Source organism: Paraburkholderia sp. RAU2J (assembly GCF_003634845.1).
GTDB classification, from domain to species: Bacteria; Pseudomonadota; Gammaproteobacteria; order Burkholderiales; family Burkholderiaceae; genus Paraburkholderia; species Paraburkholderia fynbosensis.
In genome coordinates this window covers 3,268,182-3,285,555 of record NZ_RBXG01000001.1, presented here as the reverse complement: position 1 = coordinate 3,285,555, position 17,374 = coordinate 3,268,182, and the positions used below count along the sequence as shown (strand labels likewise).

Below are 17,374 nucleotides of genomic sequence, written 5' to 3'. Positions count from 1 at the left end.
TTTCAGAAGACGGAGCCCGATGGCATGGACGTTGCATGTTCAGATCGGTTTTCAATAGTGTGACTGGCTGGTGCATGGCGCGCGACGCCATTGTCGGATAGTCGAAAAATCAGTTTTATGAGGATGCCTGATGAAAAACGTGATGAGCTCCCTGAAGAGCGGAGACTGGCGCGCGCTGGTGGCGTGCTTTCTCTATTTCGACACCGGCTTTACCGTGTGGGTGCTGTATGGACCGCTTGCGCCGTTCATCAGCAAGAGCATTGCGATGACGCCCGCGCAACAGGGCCTGCTGGTTGCGGTGCCGGTGCTGTCGGCGGCGATTCTGCGCGTGACGCTCGGCAATCTGTATCAGTCGGCGCATGGCAAGCGCATTGCGTTGATGGGGGTGCTGCTGTCGGCGGTGCCGACCATCGTCCTGCCGCTGATGCAGTCCGTGCCGTCGTACGAAATGCTGCTCGTGCTCGGCGTGTTCCTCGGCGTCGGCGGTGCGAGCTTCGCGGTGGCGCTGCCGATGGCCGGCAGCAACTATCCGCCGAAAGTGCAGGGCCTGGTGCTGGGCCTCGCCGCAGCCGGCAATATCGGCGCGGTGCTCGACGGCTTCCTGTTCCCGCAACTGGCGACGCACTACGGTTGGCAGATGGCCGCCGGCGGCGCACTGCCGCTGCTCGCGATCGCCGCGATCACACTGTACTTCTGGGCCAACGACGCGGGTGTGAAATCCGGCAGTGTGTTACGCGCATTCGGCAGCTTCGCGGTGACGCTCGGCGGCTTGATTGTACTGGTGCTGCTGGTCGAAGCCGGGCTGTTCGGTTCGGGCAAGACTGGTGTGCTGCTGTTGCCGGTGATCGGCGCGCTGCTCGCGATTGCCGTGCTGCCCAAGCGCTATCGCTCGGTGCTCGGCGAACGTGATACGTGGGTCATCATGCTCGTGTACAGCATCACGTTCGGCGGCTTCGTCGGCATGTCCTCGTATGTGTCGCTGCTGCTCACGAACCTGTATCAGTTGTCGAAGATCGACGCCGGTCTGTTCATGGCGTTGCTCGCCGCCACCGGCGCCATGGTGCGGCCGCTCGGCGGGCTGATCGCCGACAAGGTGTCCGGCGTGCGCGCGTTGACCGTCCTGCTCGCGATCATTTCGTTGTGCGACTTCGTGTTTGCCGCAGCGATGCCTTCGCTCTCCGGCGGCATCGCGCTGCTCTTGTGTCTGTACGTGGCCTTCGGTCTCGGCAACGGCGCGACCTTCCAGTTGGTGCCGCATCGCTGGGCGGGCCGCACGGGTCTGATGTCGGGCATCGTCGGCGCGGCGGGCGGTATCGGCGGCTTCTATCTGCCGGTCGTGATGGGCATTGCCAAGGAAAGCACGGGCAGCTATCAGATGGGCTTTGCGACGTTCGGCGCACTGGCCGCCTGCGCGTTTGTGGCGATCGTCGCGCTGCGCCGTCCGTGGATGGCGTGGTCGATGCAAGCCGGTGTGATGCACGCGCACGCCACCGAGTGATGCCGCGCGAAAGACGGGACGCGGCGGCACCTGAGCGCCGCGTATGGCCGCACGATTCAGACAGGGCTGCCGCCCGGCGGGGACGTGGAAGGGGACGCACGCATCGCGGCAGTGCCGTGGCGCGACTGCCCGGCGCATCCAGCCGCACGGTTCACGCTCACGAATTCGCCGGATGCACGCTGCTTCACGAGGAGAAGGAGCGCGACGAACCGTGAAGATCCTACGAAAATCCGCTTGAAAAATACGCAGTCAACTCCTTGCATATTGGGCGTTGGCTTTCTAATATGCAGTCAGGAGGCTGCATATGAACACATCGACCGATCGCATCGAAAAGCAGATTCTGCTCAAGGCGCCGCGCTCGCGGGTCTGGCGCGCGCTGTCCAATGCCGAGGAATTCGGCACATGGTTCGGCATGAATCTGGCCGGCAAGCAGTTCATTGCCGGGCAGACCGTGCAAGCCAATCTGACTTACCCTGGCTATGAGCATCTCGTCATCGACCTGCTGATCGAGCGCGTCGAGCCCGAGCATCATCTGTCGTGGCGCTGGCATCCGGCCGCGATCGACGCAGCGCTCGACTACTCGCCGGAGCCGACCACGCTCGTCGTATTCGAGCTGACCGAGCTCGAGGCGGGCACTTTGCTGCGTGTCGTCGAATCGGGCTTCGACCGGATTCCGGCCGCGCGCCGCGACGAGGCGTTCCGCATGAACAGCGGCGGGTGGGATCATCAGCTGGTCAACATCGAAAAGCATGTCGCCAAAGGTTAGGACCGCGTCGGCCAATGCAAGTCTGAAAACGTCGGCGCTGAAGAACTCCGCGCCGATTTTCGCGGCGCTCGGCGACGAAACGCGCCTGCGGCTGATCGCGGTGTTATGTGCGGGCAGTGCGATGTCGATCGCGCAACTGACCGCGGGCACGCAGATCACGCGACAGTCGGTCACGCAGCATCTGCAGGTGCTCGCGAACGCGGGCCTCGTGCGCGACGCGAAGGTCGGCCGCGAGCGCTTGTGGGCGTTCGAGCCGGCCCATCTCGACGAAGCGCGCCGCGCGCTCGACGCGATTTCGCAGCAGTGGGATCACGCCTTGTCGAGGTTGACGGCGATGGTGGAGGAGTGAGGGAGTTCCTCGGCGCCTGGGGTATCACCGCGTGCGCGCGGGTATTGTGCGATTCGAAAGATTCGACCGGGACGTGATGCGCGGTGGCGCAAGGTCCCGGTAAATCGTCTGTTTGCGCTATGGCATCCCCACGCAGACGAAGCGGCGCGCAGGCAACGCCCGATCAATACGCAATACAAACCGACTTGCTCTCGGTATACGCGTCGATGATCGCCTTGCCATGTTCGCGGCCGATTCCGGAAGCCTTGAAGCCGCCGAACGGCATCGCCGGATCGACCATGTTGTGCGTATTGACCCATACGGTGCCCGCTTCGATCCCCTCGACGAGCCGCAGCGCCTTGTCGAGCTGATTGGTCCAGACGCTCGCGCCGAGTCCGTATTCGGACGCGTTCGCCTGCGCCAGCACTTCGTCGAGATCGTCATAAGGCATCGCGACGAGCACCGGTCCGAACACTTCTTCGCTGACCAGGGACAGCGGTTTGCACGCGCGGTTGGCAATCACGGTCGGGCGCACGAAGTAGCCGTCGCCGTCCACGCGCGCCTCGCGTGACAGGATCTCGCCGCCTTCCTGCCTGCCTTGCGCGATCATGCCGACCACCTTGTCGCGATGCCGTGCGGACACCATCGGTCCCATCTGCGTCGCCGCATCGAAGCCAGAGCCGAGCGCGATGCCGTCGGCCACCGCCGCGACACCTTGCACGACTTCATCGTAGATCGAGCGCGCCACATAGAGGCGCGAACCCGCCGTGCACACCTGGCCGTGATTGAAGAAGATGGCGCCCGCCGCGCCTTCGATCGCCTTGCGCGGGTCGCAGTCGTCCAGCACGATCACCGGGCTCTTGCCGCCCAGTTCCAGCGACGCGCGCTTCAGATCACCCGCACACTGGCGGCCGATGACGCGGCCCACCTCGGTCGATCCCGTGAACGTGACCTTGTTGACCAGAGGATGCCTAACCAGTGCCGCACCGGCTGTTTCGCCCCGGCCGGTGACCACGTTGAACACGCCCGGCGGGAAGCCTGCTTCGTGCGCGAGTTCGGCGAGACGGATCGCGCTCAGCGGCGTTTCTTCCGCGGGCTTGAGCACGACGGTGCAGCCGCACGCGAGCGCCGGCGCGACTTTCCACACTGCCATCAGCAGCGGGAAATTCCACGGCACGATGGCCGCGACGACACCGGCCGGCACGCGGCGGGTCGATGCGTTGTAGCGCGTGCCCGGCGGAAACGGAATCGACAGATCGAACGTGGTCCCCTCGATCTTGGTAGCCCAGCCGGCCATGTAGCGCAGCCATTGAACGCTGCCCGACACTTCGAGCATCTTCGAGAAGCCGATCAGCTTGCCCTGGTTCAGCGTTTCCAGCGCGGCGAGTTCGTCGGTATGTCGTTCGACTAGCTCGGCGAGTTTGAGCAGCAGACGCTCGCGCGCGGCCGGCGGCATTCTGCGCCACGCGTCGGATTCGAAGGCGGCCTTCGAGGTTCTCACCGCGTGATCGATGTCGGACTCCGAAGCATCGGGAATCTGTGCGAGTTCTTCCGCCGTGGCCGGATTGAAGACCGGAAAGGTTTTGCCCGCGGCGCTGCGGGTTTTCTCGCCGTCGATGAACATGGTCCGCGGCAACGCCGCCGCTGCGTGATGGTATTCGCTCATGGTGCTTCGTCTCCGTTGAGTGCGTCTTGAGGCCGTGGGTCCGTGGTCCGTGGGTGCAACTGCTGCGACGCTAACCGGATGAGTGCGCGTCGTTGTGATACCGGTGTGCGTGCAAGTGGAACGTCTTCGTGCCGCGCCAATGGGCGGCGAGCGACGCGGCGCAAATCAGGTTCGCGGCCGCGCTGATGCCGAACAGCACGACGAATCCGTTGCCAAAAAAGTAGGGGGTGGTCGACAAGGCGGCGCCTGCCAGCATGCCGATGTGATGCGCGATGCCGGGACAACTCGCGCTCAGCGCGCGCCTCGTGTTGCCTCGCAGATTCGCGAGGGCTGGAATCGTCAGGCAGTCGAGCAGCAGAAATAGCTTTGCCGCGAGTGGGGCGAGCGCGGGGTTATCGACTGTTGCGAGCGTGCCGATCAGCAGCGCGCGTGCGACGTACAACGTCGACAACATCCTGTCGTTGCGCGAGCGGTCGGCGTAGCGGGCCAGCGCGCATACCGCCGCCAGCAAGAGCGCGATGTGCCAGAGCGGTTGAACGCCGTTCGCAGCGCCTGCGCCGCACACAGCAAACAACTGGAAGCGCGCGAGGCTGCCGCTCGACATGCCCGCGAGCAACGCGAGCAGCGCCGTTGTGCTTGCTGCGCGCGTCGTTTGCGCTCGGTCATTCGCGTGATGACGCTCATTGGCGAGCGTGCCGCACAGTTGCCGCCAGTAAAACAGCAAAGCGCCGCCCGCTGCGATCATCAACGCGGCCAGCACGCCGCCGTGCTGCAGTCCGCTCAGATACGCCGGTAACGCATTCATCGCGCTCATCGTGATGATCAATGTTGCGGCGGTTGCGACGGTGGCGCGGCGTGTCGAGCGCGCCATCAGCAGCGGCGCGCCCATCATCGTCGCGAGCGCGAGCGCGCTCATCCACAGCGCGCTGGAGTGTGGACCGAGGCCCGCGCGCATCGACAACGCAGCGCCGCCGCCAGCGATCAGCACGCAAGCGGAGCCGGCCGCGCACACGGCAAGCGCGCTTGCCGTGTCGCCGGCGCGGCGCGCGCCGCGCAGCGCCGCATCAGTGCTTGCAGCAGCCATGATCCATCGGCTTGCCATCTTCGACGCTGTTCAGGTCGCGCTCGGCCGGCAGGTCCATCGTCGGATTGGCGGCGAAGAAGTTGTTCGGCTTGAGCATGAAGCCGGCGTACTCGACGGGCATGACCGGAAAGTCTTCGGGCTTGCACACGTGCGTGTGGCCGAAGCTGTGCCATAAGACGAGGTCTTCGTTCTCGATGTTGCGATTGGCCTCGATATAACGCGGCAAGCCGTCGCCGCCCGAATGCTGGTTCGGATAGTCGCCGCTCGCATAGCGCTCGGCCGGATCGAACGGCGTGACCCACACGTGCCGCGTCGCGAAGCCGCCGCGTTGACGCACTTTCGAACGCTCGTCGGCGAGCATCAGCGGCGAGTCGTTGACGATCAGCTTGTAGCCCGGATTCGCCCCCACGGCGTTCGTCACGTTCGGGTTGATGACTTTCCAGTAGCGGCCCGTGCGGCCATTCGCGAGGCGCGCGGCTTCGCTCTCCGTCTTCAGCACCTGCTTCGTCGTATCGAACACATTGCCGTACGGATTCGTATCTCCCATCGGACGCGGCACGAATTCGTGTTCGGTGACGGTATTGCGCTCGCCGTCGACCATCATGTGTATGCGCGCATTGAAGAAGTGCTGGTGCGTGGGGCCGCCGAGGTTCTCCGTGATCATGCCGCCCCACGGATACGTGTCGCCGTCGGCCACCGCCGAGGTTTGCACGATGCCGGTCAGCTTGCATTCGAGCTGGATCGTGCCGTCCTGATACAGATACCAGTAGAAGCCGTAGTCGTAATTGCCGACCGTCGCGAAGAACGAAATCACGAGACGGCGCGAGCGGCGCATTTCGAACACGCCGGTGCGGAATTCATAGTGCTTCCACAGCGTGCCGTAGTCTTCTTCGTGCATGCACACGGCGTTCTTCATCACGAACGCGTTGCCGAAGTCGTCGGCGGAGGGGATGTCGAAATAGCGGATCGTGCCGAGGCAGTCGCAACCGAGTTCGAGCTGGTTCGCGAGTTTGCCGAGCCCGTACTCGCCCGCATCGAACGCGCTTTTCCAGTAGTGGTTGGTGCTCGGATCGGAGTAGGGCACGCACATTTCCGTAACGCTCGCGCGGTAGATGACCGGCCGCGCGCGCTTGCCGTCGTCCCACGACAGTCGGTGCAGCACGAGCCCCTCGCGCGGCGTGAAGCCGACGCGGAAGGTCCAGTTCTGCCAGCTCACGTGCCAGCCGTCGATCGTGAAGCTCGGGCCGTCGGGCTGATTGATCGACAGCGGCTTGAGCGTGCTGCGCGGCTGGCCGAGGCTCGGCGTGTCGTAGTTGTGTTTGGCGCGCGGAATCGGAATGATGCGGCCGTCGTCGACCAGTTCGATCACTTTCTTGTCGAGCAGATCGACCACCGCGAGCACGCCTTCGATCGGGTGCGCGTAGCCGTTATCGGTCAGCGTCTCGCGGTAGTAGCTCACGCAGCGCACGAGACGCCGGCCGTTTTCGTGTTCGCGATCGAAGCAGCCGGCCGAGAACGGATCGACCTGCACGCGCTCCAGATCCTTTTCGCTGAGGCCGCGCTTCATGATCGCCACGCGCCAGGCTTCGTCGCTCTTGACAATCTGCTCGGCGTTCATGAAGTCGTCGATCATGATGGGCGGCTGGCCGTAAGGCGCCTGGTCGAACGGCAACACCCGGCGCGACGCGATGCGTTTTTCTCTCAGGTCCACGTCGAATTCGATCGTCGCGCCATTCGACCGGTCGATCGCGAGCACAAATGCGGTGCGCGAAAAATAGTCGCCGGCTTCGAAGGCGACCACTTCGGCTTTCGGCGGCTCGCGCAATTCGACCATCGGGAAACGAGCGTACGAATCGAGTTTTTCGGCGGCCTTCACGAGATCGCAGGCAAGCTGCATTTCTTCGCCGCTCAGTGGGTCGAGCGGATGAACGAGGGGGTGGGCAGCTTTCGTGGCATTCGTGTTCATCAGATTCCCGTAAAGATGTTTGCTGGACCGGACAGCGTGCCGATCAGCACCGGTGACACGCGGCGCACGCTGAGTCGATGGCAAATCGTAGGAACCCAATATTATTTTTGCGCTTGCTTATCGCGCCAATTGAGCGATAAAGTGCGCCAGAGAAAACGACTCGGGCCACACGACAGCGCAGACTGGGGAGGAGACGCTCAGCATGAAAAAAGTCACACTCAATGGCAGTTTCCCGATGATTCGCGCAGCGGTCATGGGACCGGTCGTGCGCGCACTCGATCAGTCGGGTGCCGATTGCGACGCGCTGCTCGAAGCGTTCGGCATGAGCCGGCGGCTACTGTCCAATCCGTATGAAATCCTGCCGCTCACGCGTTACGTGGCGGCCTTCGAGCGCGCGGCCGACGTGCTCGGCGAAGCGTCGCTCGGCTTGCGGCTCGGCAGCGAATTGCAGTTGACGGAACTCGGGCCGGCGGGCCTCGTATTTCTTTCGTCGCCCACGCTGAACGCGGCGATGCGCAAGTTCTCGCTCGCGCTCGCCTCGTGGCAGAACACGACGAGCTGCGAAGTGCTGCGCGACGACGAATGGCCGATCTGGACCTACCAGATCGCCAGTCCGCAAATCTGGCCGCGCCGCCAGGACGCGGAATACAGCCTGTCGACCATGTGCAACATGATCCGGCTCGTGCGCGGCGCCGCCTGGAATCCGGTCGAAGTGCATTTCGAACACGCGGCGCCCGCCGATCTCAAACCCTACGCGCGCATCTTTCGCGTACCGGTGCGCTTTCAGCAGCCTTTCAATGGTGTGATCCTGCGTCCGCAGGATCTCGACGCTTCGCTTAAAAGCGCCGACACGCAAATGGCGCGCATGATGGAGCGCCACGCGACTGATCTGATTGCGAACGATGCGATGCCGCACAGCATCGTCGAGCAGGTGCGCGATCTGATTACGCGGCGGCTTGCGCATGAAAAGCTGATCGTCGCCGACATCGCCAAAGACCTCGGCCTCTCGCATCGCTCGTTGCAACGGCATCTCGCGCAGGAAGGCACCTCTGTGCGGCAGATTCTGCGTGAGGAGCGGCAGCGCAGCGTCGCGGGATTGCTCGAACGCGACGGGCTCACCAATGCGGCGATCGCGCGTGCGGTCGGTTATGCCGACGCGACCGTGTTATGGCGCGCCACACGCAGCTGGAAAAAATAGTCGCGCGCCGCGCACGCATGCTGCTTTCATTCCGAAAGTATCGCGCGACCTCGCGCTGAGCTCACCGGAAAATAACGTCTGGTTTCCTAAGTATCTGCTGCAGACTGGCGAATTCAGGGTTCGCCCGCATTGGCGCGCTTTATCGAAAATTTGGCGCAGTTCGCGAAGTCACTTTATTTTTTAGCTACCTACCATGCGCTCACCCCGAAGCATTTGACGTCGGTCAAGCGAGCGCCATAACCAGCAGTGCGAGGGTTCTGGCGAGTTTCAGACTAGCCAACAACATAGAGGCAGCGATGAACGAACCCTATTCGCCGACCAGTCTGGTCGACGCGGAGAACCCCGTGGAATTGAAGGGCAATACGCTGGGCTTGTGGCAGATCGTGTTTCTCGTGATTTCCGCGGCGGCGCCGCTGACCGGCATGCTCGGCGCGGTGCCGCCCGCGATCAGTCTCGGCAACGGCGCGGGCATTCCTGGCGCGTTCGTGATTGCCGGGCTCGTGCTGCTGATCTTCAGCGTCGGCTTTGCGTCGATGAGCCGGCACGTGGTGCGTGCCGGTGCGTTCTACGCCTACATTACCGCGGGACTCGGGCGGCCGTTGGGCATGGCTGGCGCGCTCGTCGCACTGATGTCGTACACGTTCATCCAGATCGCGCTATACGGGCTGTTTGGATTCTTCTGCACGGTGATCCTGTCGCCGCTGCTGCATACCGCGCTGCCGTGGTACGGCTATTCGCTGATCTGCGTGGCGGTGGTGCAATTCACCGGCATTCGCGGCATCGATCTGAATAGCCGCCTGCTCGGCGTGCTCATGTGTCTCGAACTCGGCATCCTGCTGCTGCTCGCGATTGCGATCGTAATCCACGGCGGCGGGCCCAACGGCCTCACGCTCGCGCCGTTCTCGCCGCAGCATGTTTTCAGCGGCCACCTCGGCATTGCGGTGATGTTCGCGTTCGCGTCGTTCATCGGTTTCGAAGCCACCGCGATCTATGGCAAGGAATGCCGCGACCCGAAAGTGACCGTGCCGCGCGCGACGTATGTGTCGGTCATGCTGATCCTCGTGTTCTTCGCCTTCGTGACGTGGACCATTGTCTGCGCGTACGGTCTCGCCGACGTGGTCGACGTCGCGACCAGACAGCCCGGCGATTTCTGGTTCATTCAATCCGGCAAGTATCTGGGTGGCGCGGTGACGACGGTGATGAGCTTTCTGCTGCTCAGCAGTATTTTCGCGAGTCTGCTGTCGTTTCATAACACGCTGGTGCGCTATATCCACGCGTTGAGCCTCGAAGGCATCCTGCCGCAAGCGCTGAACCGCGTGCATGAAAAATACCGGTCGCCGTATGTCGCGAGCTATCTGCAAACGCTGTCCGTGTGCGTGCTGCTCGGACTGTTCATCGCGTCGGGCAGCGACGTGTTCAATATCGTGTTCAGCTGGAGTTCGGCGCTCGGCACGATCGGCATCGTGATGCTGCAAGCGGTGACGAGTTTTTCGGTGATCGCGTTCTTTCGCAAGACGCGCAAGGATACCCGCCTGTGGCACTCGTTCCTCGCGCCGCTGCTCGGCGGACTCGGCCTGCTGTATATCGGCGTGATTCTCGTGCGCAATCTCGATGCGTTGAGCGGCTCCGATAGCCCGATCGTCAAGTCATTCCCCTGGATCGTGTTCGCCGTGGCGCTCGTCGGCGTGCTGATCGGTCTCATCCTGCGCAAGAAGCGGCCGGACATCTACGCGGGCTTCGGCCAGTAAGCGTCTCGGCGCATCGCTCCACGCTCACCACAGCTCACCTCACTTTTCCGGCAAAAACATGGCAGACAAATTCGTCAAGCGCCCGGCGCTTGCGCTGGCCGCGCTCGGCCTCGCGATGGGCGCACACGCGCAATCCTCAGTCACGCTGTACGGCACGGTCGATGCCGGCCTCGTCTACACGAACAACCAGCAGACGACGCACGCCGACGGCAGCACCAGCGGCCACGCGAACTATCAGCTGGCGGGCGGCAATCTGGTGCCGTCGCGCTGGGGCCTGATGGGCACGGAGGACATCGGCGGTGGCACGACGGTCAACTTCACGTTGGAAAACAGCTTCCTGATCGGCAACGGCGCGATGCTGCAATCGAATACGCTGTTCAACCGCAACGCGTGGGTCGGCCTGAACAACGGCACGTACGGCGCGCTCAGCTTCGGCCGCCAGTACGATCCGTTCTCCGATTTCCTCGGCGCCTATGTGTCGAGCAATAACTGGGCGACGCTGTACGGCTCGCATGTCGGCGACGTCGACAATCTGAACGAAGCGTTCAACTTCAACAACTCGATCAAGTACATCAGCCCGAGCTTCGGCGGCTTCACGCTCGGCGGTCTGTTCAGTCTCGGCGGCGTCGCGGGCGATTTTTCACGCAACAAGGGATGGGCGCTCGCCGCGAATTACGTGCACGGGCCGTTGTCGCTGAGCGCGGGATATCTGGAGTTGAACCAGCCGCTGGACGCGGCATTGGGCGGCGCCAACGGTTATATCGGCGACTTCAGTTGCGCCAACCCCGGCGCGTCGTACTGCCTGCTGCAGGACGCGAGCAAGGTGCGGATAGTCGGGGCAGGGGGGGCGTATGCGTTCGGCAAGGCGAGCGTGGCGTTGACTTACACGCATACGCGGTTATCGCAGAGTCAGTACTTCGCGAGTACGGCGCGGCCCGACGGCGCGGATATTTCGTTCGATATCGCCGAATTGAATACCACGTACGCGCTGGCGCCCGATTTGCAGCTAGGCTTCGCCTATATTTTCAACGACGCCAGACCGTCGGGCAGCGCGTCGACGCGGGTGCATCAGGTGAATCTGGGGGCGGTGTACAGCTTGTCGAAGCGCACCGCGGTATACGCGGTGGCGATCGGGCAGAAGTCTTCGGGCGCGGGGCTGGCGATCGATCCGTCGACGGGCGCGACGCAGAACCTCGCGCAGATTCCGAATATCGTCAACTCAGACTCGGATAAGCAGCTTTCCGTGATCGTCGGGTTGCGGCACAACTTCTGAACGCGCCGCACCCGCGATGACTCAATCCGCGAGCCGGCGATCCGCCAGCGCATTCTGGCAATCCGCCAGCACTTGCCTGACCAGCCGCGATTGCGGATCGAGGTCGTCGGTATCGAGAATTTCCTCGACCGCGTCGCGCGCCCAATCGGTATCGACGAAGCGGGCGTGCCGCTGCGCGATGTCGAGCGCCGTGGCCGACAGCTTCGCGATGCTCAGCCAGTCGGCCTCGCGCGCGCGGCGGTCGAGCCATTTGTGCGCGGACTGCACGTGAAACGCCGCGTCGGGCCAGTCTTCGTTCAGGTAATAGGCGCCAAGGCTCCCGCATGTGAGCCAGCACAACAGCTCCAAACGGTCACGTGGACTCAGATGATGGCGTACATCACTCATGGCGACGCTCGCTGCTGTAAATTGCCCGGAGAGGACGGCGAGACGCCGTCCCGCGCTTTCAGTAACAATATCACGCAAAATTCAGGCGCGGCAATTTCCAGCGTATCCCGGCGCACTGTTTGCAGCAGGCGGCCATGCGCTTTGCGCCTGCTCGGGCGGCAGGCGTCGCAGCCCGGATGCGGCCCGCGCGGCTAACGCGTCGCGACGATGAAAAGCCGCGGGAATGGCAGCAGCACCGTGCCGTCGGGGAGCGCCGGATAGGCCTTCGCGATTTCGTCCTGGTAGCGTTGCAGGAAGGCCTGCTGTTCTGCGTCGTCGAGCGCGGCGAGGAACGGCCGCAGCGAACTGCCCTTGAACCATTCGACCACCGCGCCGGCCCCACCTGCGAGCGGGTGATGGTAGACGGCGCGCCACACGTCGACCCGCGTGCACAGCGGCTTGAGCAGGCCGTAATACCAGCCGGCGCCAAAGCGCATGGTCCGCTCGACGCCCTTGAGCCGGGGCGCCCACGGGCCGTGCGCGGCGACCTCGCGCAGCATACGGTGCGCGGGTTCGTCCAGATTGTCCGGCATCTGCACGGCGAGGCTGCCGCCCGGCGCGAGTTTCTGCACGAGCGAGGGAAATAGCCGCTCGTGGCCGGGCACCCATTGCAGCACCGCGTTGGCGAGGATCAGATCGTACGGTCCCGGCGCGTCCCACGTCGAAATGTCGCTCACGTCGAACCGGAATTGCGGCAGGCGCTGGCGGGCCGCCGCGATCATGTCGGCGGAGCTGTCCAGACCGACGATCGCCGCGCCCGGTGCATGCGCCGCAAGCGTTTCGGTGGAATTGCCGGGGCCGCAGCCGAGGTCGACCGCGTGGCGCACGTCCGTCGCGGGGATCGCGGCGAGCAGATCCCTCACCGGACGGGTGCGCTCGTTTTCGAACAGCATGTACTGTTTCGCCTGCCAAGCCGTTGTCTCTGTCATCTGACGCTCCTTTGTATGCGGGTCGTACTGACCGGCCGGTTTGCGGCTGGGTTCAAAAACGCATTCTCGGCTCGACACGTCACCGGAGTAAAATGAATTTATCAATCCGATTCCTTCATTTTTCTAATGAAAATCGACACGCTCGGCGTCCAGGCCTTCGTCGCGATTGCGGATCGCGGCAGCTTTCAGGGCGCGGCCGATTCGCTGCACGTCACGCAAACGGCGATGACGCAACGGCTGCGCAAGCTCGAAGCGTTTCTCGGCGTCACGCTGATCGAGCGGACCACCCGGTCGATGGCGCTCACCGAAATCGGCCGCAGCTTCCTGCCGCAAGCGCGCCGCTTGCTCGGCGAACTCGCCGACGCGCTGGTCGAAATCCGCGAGACGGGGATGGCGCGGCGCGGCGACGTGTCGATGGCCTGCGTGCCGACCGTGGGCGTGCAGTATCTGCCGCGCATTCTTCAGGCGTATGCGGCGCGCTATCCGCATAACCGCATCAAGATTCTCGATCACGCGTCGGCGGCGGTGGAGGAGGCCGTGTTGCGGCGGGAGGTCGAATTCGGCATCAGTATCGCGCGCGATCCGCATCCGGATCTGGTCAATGTGCCGTTGACGAAGGACCGTTACGTGCTGATCTGCGATCAGGACCATCCGCTCGCGAAGCGGCGGCGCATTGCGTGGCGGCAATTGCATGCGTATGCGCTGATCTTCGCGGGCGAGCTCAGCGGCAATCGCGCGTTGCTCGATGGCGCGCTCGAAGCGAGCGGACTCGCGTTGCGCTCGTTCTACGAGGTCCAGCGCAGCTCGACGGCAGTCGGGCTGGTCGCGCAAGGCGTCGGTGCGGCCGTGGTGCCGGCGCTCGCGCTGCACAAGGGCGCGTATCCTACGGTTCGCACGGTCGAGTTGACGCAGCCGGTGGTGTCGCGCACGCTGGTGCTGGTCGCGCGCAAGACCGCGCAACTGTCGCCGGCGGCGCAGGCGCTGTATGACATGATTCGCGAGCAGGCGACGTTGAAGGGGTAAGGGCAGGGAAGGGGGAACGCGCGGTGGTAAGCGCGGTGGGGTTCATGCGCAAAGGCCCGCGCCGTCACGCGCGGCAGCGGCGACGAGAGATCCGCGTCGCGTCGAAGCCACCGCCGGCTTCCGTGCCGTCTCGCACCCCCGATGCTCGACTTGCGTTGCATCACATCGAACACACGCAGGCAGCCGTCGCCGCCTTTTCATCAGATCATCCGTCAACGACGAACGACCATGCTCCAGATACTCGGCAAGACCTCATCGATCAACGTCCGCAAGGTGTTGTGGACCTGCGCGGAACTCGGGCTGTCCTTCGAGCAGGAGGACTGGGGGTCGGGATTTCGCGCGACGGACGTCGCGGAATTTCGCGCGCTCAATCCGAACGCGATGGTGCCCGTGATCCGCGACGGCGACTTCGTGCTGTGGGAATCCAATTCGATCATCCGTTATCTGGCGGGCCGCTATCACGGCGAGGCGATCTATCCGGGCGATCCGTGCGAGCGAGCGCGCTGCGACCAGTGGATCGACTGGCAGGCGAGTGAGCTCAATCGCTCGTGGAGTTACGCGTTTCTCGCGCTGGTGCGGCATTCTCCCGCCCATCAGGATCAGCAGCAGATCGCGCTGTCGTGCGCGAACTGGACGAAGCATATGGCGATCATCGAAGGACAACTGGAGCGCACGGGCGCGTTCATCGCGGGGCAGGCGTTCTCGCTCGCGGACATTCCGATCGCGCTGTCGGTGAACCGCTGGCTCGACACGCCGCTGCAGCACGAGGATTTTCCGGCCGTTAGCGCTTACATGGCTCGGCTGGCCGGGCGCGAAGGCTATCGCGACTACTGCCGCAACGGCACGCCATAAGGCAATCGGCCGCTCGGCCGCGGCTCGCGCGGCATGCGCAAACACCCGTTTTTCGCCGGGGCGAACAGCGCGAGCGACGCGGCGCATCGTGCGCCACACCCGGCCTTTTCATGCCCACGCCACTTACAAAAAACCACCGGAAAGCTTACGGATTCGCGCGTACGCAACGCTTCTGCGCACCACGCCGCGACTCCCCTACAATGGCCGCCTTTGCGACACGGATTGAAGGTTCTACGATGCGGTTATCGAAATTCGCGCTGGCTTTGCTGACAGCGTTTTTCGCTCTCAATGCGAACGCCGAGATGACGGCGGCCCAGTACAAACAGTGGGCTCATGCGGACAACAACTCGGTCTACGCCGCGTACATCACCGGCACGATCAACGCGTACGGTTGGGCGAATGGCGACCTGGTCGCAAAGAAGCGGCCGCAGTTGTTCTGCCCGCCGCCAACGCTTGCGATCGGCAATCAGACCGTCTATCCGTTGCTCGACGCATTTTTTGCCAACCACCCCGGCATTTCGGACGATTTTCCGATCGGCCTCGCGATTCTCCGTGCGCTTCAGGGCGCGTTTCCGTGCTGATGTCCGCGCGCCGCGCCTGAGGCCAGCCGGAAGGCGTCGACGGCCCACGCCTCGTTCGCGTCGAGCGCCGGCTGGGCGCGCGCGAGCCACCGCATGAGCGGCGTGAGCCGGATGCCGGCGACGGCACCATCGAACGATTCGGAAACGAACGGAGCGTCGTCGTCCGGACGGCGGACGATCTGCACGATATGGGTGATGCCTCGCGGCCGGGGATGATTGGCCGCCCAGGCGGGATTGCCGATCTTCAGGCCGATGGTCGCGCATCGCGGCAACGCGTCGGCCGTGAGGGCGGTGCCTTGCAGGACGAAGCCGGTGCGCTGCCCGATCTCGTGGATGATGCGCTCGGACCACGTATGCAGCGCGGCGATGTCGTCATCGGTGAACACCGCGCGGGCGGCCGCCACGTTGTGCGCTTGCAGCGCTCGCGACAGAAGCAGGGCGGTCCAGCCGGAACAGTCGATGACCGGCGGACTCGCCGAGAGTCCTTCCGACTTCACGCCGCGCCGGTATCCAACCCGGCCCGTATGGCGTTGGACGAGCTGCTACATGGTGGCTTCGGTGGCTTCGGTGGCTTCGGTGGCTTCGGCGGCTTCGGCGGCTTCGAATGGCATCGCACGCGGGTCCTCGCAACGTGGGCCACGGCAGCCCGTCAGCCCGGGACGAAACGAACAGCGCAACCGCGCGACGAGCCCGCATCGAGCGAGCCCCGCCGCGCGTCAAACATCAAACCTCAAACGCGACTCAAACCTGCACGAGCTTCGGAATTTGCACGTCGGGATTGACGTCCGCTTCGTAATCCACGCCCGCGATCTCGAAGCCGAACAGCCGCAGGAAATCGGTCTTGTAGCCGCTGAAGTCGGTGAGTTCGTAGAGGTTCTCGTTGGTCACCTGGTTCCACAGCGCCTGCACGCGCTCCTGCACTTCGGGGTCGAGCTCCTTGTAGTCGGCGCGCAGACGGCCTTCGTCGTCCAGATGCGGCGCGGCGCCGTAGAGGCTCTCCTTGTACAGGCCGTACACCTGCTCGATGCAGCCTTCGTGCGTGCCTTTCTCCTTCATGACCTTGAAGAGCAGCGACAGGTACAGCGGCATCATCGGAATCGCGGAGCTGGCCTGCGTGACCACCGCCTTGAGCACCGACACGCGCGCGTCGCCGCCCTTGGCCGCGAGTTTCGAGCGGATGCCCAGCACTTTCTGGTCGAGGTCTTTCTTGGCCGCGCCGATCGAACCGTTCCAGTAGATGTCGTGCGTGATCTTTTCGCCGAGATAGGTGAACGCGGTGGTCTTCGCACCGTCCGCGAGCACGCCGGCTTCGAGCAGCGCGTCGATCCACATCTGCCAGTCTTCGCCGCCCATGACCGCCACGGTGTGGTCGATCTCGGTCTGCGTCGCCGGTTCGAGGACCGTTTCCTTGATAACTTCCTTGTCCGTGTCGATGCCGCGCAGGTTCACGGCCTGGCCGACTGGCTTGAGCGTCGAGCTGAATACTTCGCCGCTCTTCGGATGCGTGCGCTTGGGCGCCGCGAGGCTGTACACGACGAGGTCGACCTGGCCGAGATCGCGCTTGATGACCTCGATGGTGCGCTGCTTGACTTCGTCGGAGAACGCGTCGCCGTTGATACTGGTCGCGTACAGGCCTTTTTCCGTGGCGAATTTCTCGAACGCGGCGCTGTTGTACCAGCCTGCCGTGCCCGCCTTGGTTTCGCTGCCGGCGCGCTCGAAGAACACGCCGAGCGTGTCGGCGCCGCAGCCGAACGCGGCGCTGATGCGCGCGGCGAGGCCGTAGCCGGTGGATGCGCCGATCACGAGCACCTTTTTCGGGCCCTTGGCGATGGGACCGCGTGCGTTGACGTACTCGATCTGTTCGCGGACGTTGGCTTCGCAGCCGGTCGGATGGGTTGAAACGCAGATAAAGCCACGCACGCGCGGTTTGATGATCATGAAGCACCTCTTGTCGGAATTTGGCGACATTATAGTGGCCCCCGATTGTTGCGGGCGCGCCGTGCCGGTTTGGCGACCCGGTTGGCCGACGCCGGTTG

Annotated in this window: 16 protein-coding genes; 9 read left to right on the top strand and 7 right to left on the bottom strand. The window is 64.0% G+C overall.

What is annotated here, in order from left to right; genetic code table 11:
* Positions 1-130 precede the first annotated feature (130 nt).
* The 3 genes from B0G69_RS15000 to B0G69_RS14990 all read left to right on the top strand — a co-directional run bounded on the left by B0G69_RS15000 (position 131) and on the right by B0G69_RS14990 (position 2,613).
* The gene (locus tag B0G69_RS15000; RefSeq protein WP_121318141.1) at positions 131-1,498 is read left to right on the top strand and encodes an MFS transporter; all 1,368 of its coding nucleotides are present in this window, start codon (positions 131-133) and stop codon (positions 1,496-1,498) included.
* Between the two features lie 304 nt (positions 1,499-1,802).
* Positions 1,803-2,264: an SRPBCC family protein gene (locus tag B0G69_RS14995; protein ID WP_121318139.1), complete on the top strand. Its 462-nt coding sequence runs from the start codon at positions 1,803-1,805 to the stop codon at positions 2,262-2,264.
* Entirely contained in the window at positions 2,248-2,613 is a 366-nt protein-coding gene (locus tag B0G69_RS14990) for a metalloregulator ArsR/SmtB family transcription factor (RefSeq protein WP_121318137.1), read from the top strand. The genes B0G69_RS14995 and B0G69_RS14990 overlap by 17 nt, the downstream gene beginning before the upstream one ends.
* 163 nt (positions 2,614-2,776) lie before the next feature.
* Here the strand turns inward: B0G69_RS14990 and styD are convergent, their stop codons facing one another.
* The 3 genes from styD to B0G69_RS14975 form a co-directional block, all read right to left on the bottom strand.
* Positions 2,777-4,258 (bottom strand): phenylacetaldehyde dehydrogenase StyD, encoded by a 1,482-nt coding sequence (gene styD, locus B0G69_RS14985; RefSeq protein ID WP_121318135.1) that lies wholly within the window; start codon positions 4,256-4,258, stop codon positions 2,777-2,779.
* A gap of 70 nt (positions 4,259-4,328) precedes the next feature.
* Entirely contained in the window at positions 4,329-5,342 is a 1,014-nt protein-coding gene (locus tag B0G69_RS14980) for a hypothetical protein (RefSeq protein WP_121318133.1), read from the bottom strand.
* Positions 5,323-7,308 carry a primary-amine oxidase gene (locus B0G69_RS14975; protein WP_121318131.1) on the bottom strand — a complete coding sequence of 662 codons (1,986 nt, stop codon included), beginning with the start codon at positions 7,306-7,308 and terminating at the stop codon, positions 5,323-5,325. The genes B0G69_RS14980 and B0G69_RS14975 overlap by 20 nt, the downstream gene beginning before the upstream one ends.
* A 202-nt stretch (positions 7,309-7,510) precedes the next feature.
* Here B0G69_RS14975 and B0G69_RS14970 point away from each other — a divergent pair, with 202 nt between their 5' ends.
* The 3 genes from B0G69_RS14970 (at position 7,511) to B0G69_RS14960 (ending at position 11,527) form a co-directional block, all read left to right on the top strand.
* The gene (locus B0G69_RS14970) at positions 7,511-8,506 is read left to right on the top strand and encodes an AraC family transcriptional regulator (RefSeq protein WP_121318129.1); all 996 of its coding nucleotides are present in this window, start codon (positions 7,511-7,513) and stop codon (positions 8,504-8,506) included.
* A gap of 296 nt (positions 8,507-8,802) precedes the next feature.
* A complete protein-coding gene (locus B0G69_RS14965) occupies positions 8,803-10,254 on the top strand; it encodes an APC family permease (RefSeq protein ID WP_199731220.1) in 1,452 nt (483 codons plus the stop codon).
* Positions 10,255-10,312: 58 nt separating this feature from the next.
* The gene (locus B0G69_RS14960) at positions 10,313-11,527 is read left to right on the top strand and encodes a porin (RefSeq protein ID WP_121318127.1); all 1,215 of its coding nucleotides are present in this window, start codon (positions 10,313-10,315) and stop codon (positions 11,525-11,527) included.
* Between the two features lie 21 nt (positions 11,528-11,548).
* Here the strand turns inward: B0G69_RS14960 and B0G69_RS14955 are convergent, their stop codons facing one another.
* Together B0G69_RS14955 and tam are read right to left on the bottom strand one after the other, a co-directional pair.
* The gene (locus B0G69_RS14955; protein ID WP_121318125.1) at positions 11,549-11,914 is read right to left on the bottom strand and encodes a hypothetical protein; all 366 of its coding nucleotides are present in this window, start codon (positions 11,912-11,914) and stop codon (positions 11,549-11,551) included.
* A 191-nt stretch (positions 11,915-12,105) separates the two neighbouring features.
* Positions 12,106-12,882 carry a trans-aconitate 2-methyltransferase gene (gene tam / locus B0G69_RS14950; protein WP_121318123.1) on the bottom strand — a complete coding sequence of 259 codons (777 nt, stop codon included), beginning with the start codon at positions 12,880-12,882 and terminating at the stop codon, positions 12,106-12,108.
* Positions 12,883-13,008: 126 nt separating this feature from the next.
* On the opposite strand from tam, the gene B0G69_RS14945 reads away from it, so the two are divergent.
* The 3 genes from B0G69_RS14945 (at position 13,009) to B0G69_RS14935 (ending at position 15,338) form a co-directional block, all read left to right on the top strand.
* Positions 13,009-13,905: a LysR family transcriptional regulator gene (locus B0G69_RS14945; RefSeq protein WP_121318121.1), complete on the top strand. Its 897-nt coding sequence runs from the start codon at positions 13,009-13,011 to the stop codon at positions 13,903-13,905.
* Positions 13,906-14,133: 228 nt separating this feature from the next.
* Complete coding sequence (locus tag B0G69_RS14940) at positions 14,134-14,757, top strand: glutathione S-transferase (RefSeq protein ID WP_121319428.1); 624 nt, start codon at positions 14,134-14,136, stop codon at positions 14,755-14,757.
* A gap of 236 nt (positions 14,758-14,993) precedes the next feature.
* A complete protein-coding gene (locus B0G69_RS14935; RefSeq protein WP_121318119.1) occupies positions 14,994-15,338 on the top strand; it encodes a hypothetical protein in 345 nt (114 codons plus the stop codon).
* On the opposite strand, the gene B0G69_RS14930 is transcribed toward B0G69_RS14935, so the two are convergent.
* Both B0G69_RS14930 and fabV read right to left on the bottom strand, forming a co-directional pair.
* On the bottom strand, positions 15,317-15,742 hold the full coding sequence (locus B0G69_RS14930; RefSeq protein WP_147440731.1) for a hypothetical protein: 426 nt from the start codon (positions 15,740-15,742) through the stop codon (positions 15,317-15,319). The genes B0G69_RS14935 and B0G69_RS14930 overlap by 22 nt on opposite strands.
* Positions 15,743-16,079: 337 nt before the next feature.
* On the bottom strand, positions 16,080-17,276 hold the full coding sequence (gene fabV / locus B0G69_RS14925) for an enoyl-ACP reductase FabV (RefSeq protein WP_121318115.1): 1,197 nt from the start codon (positions 17,274-17,276) through the stop codon (positions 16,080-16,082).
* Positions 17,277-17,374 lie beyond the last annotated feature (98 nt).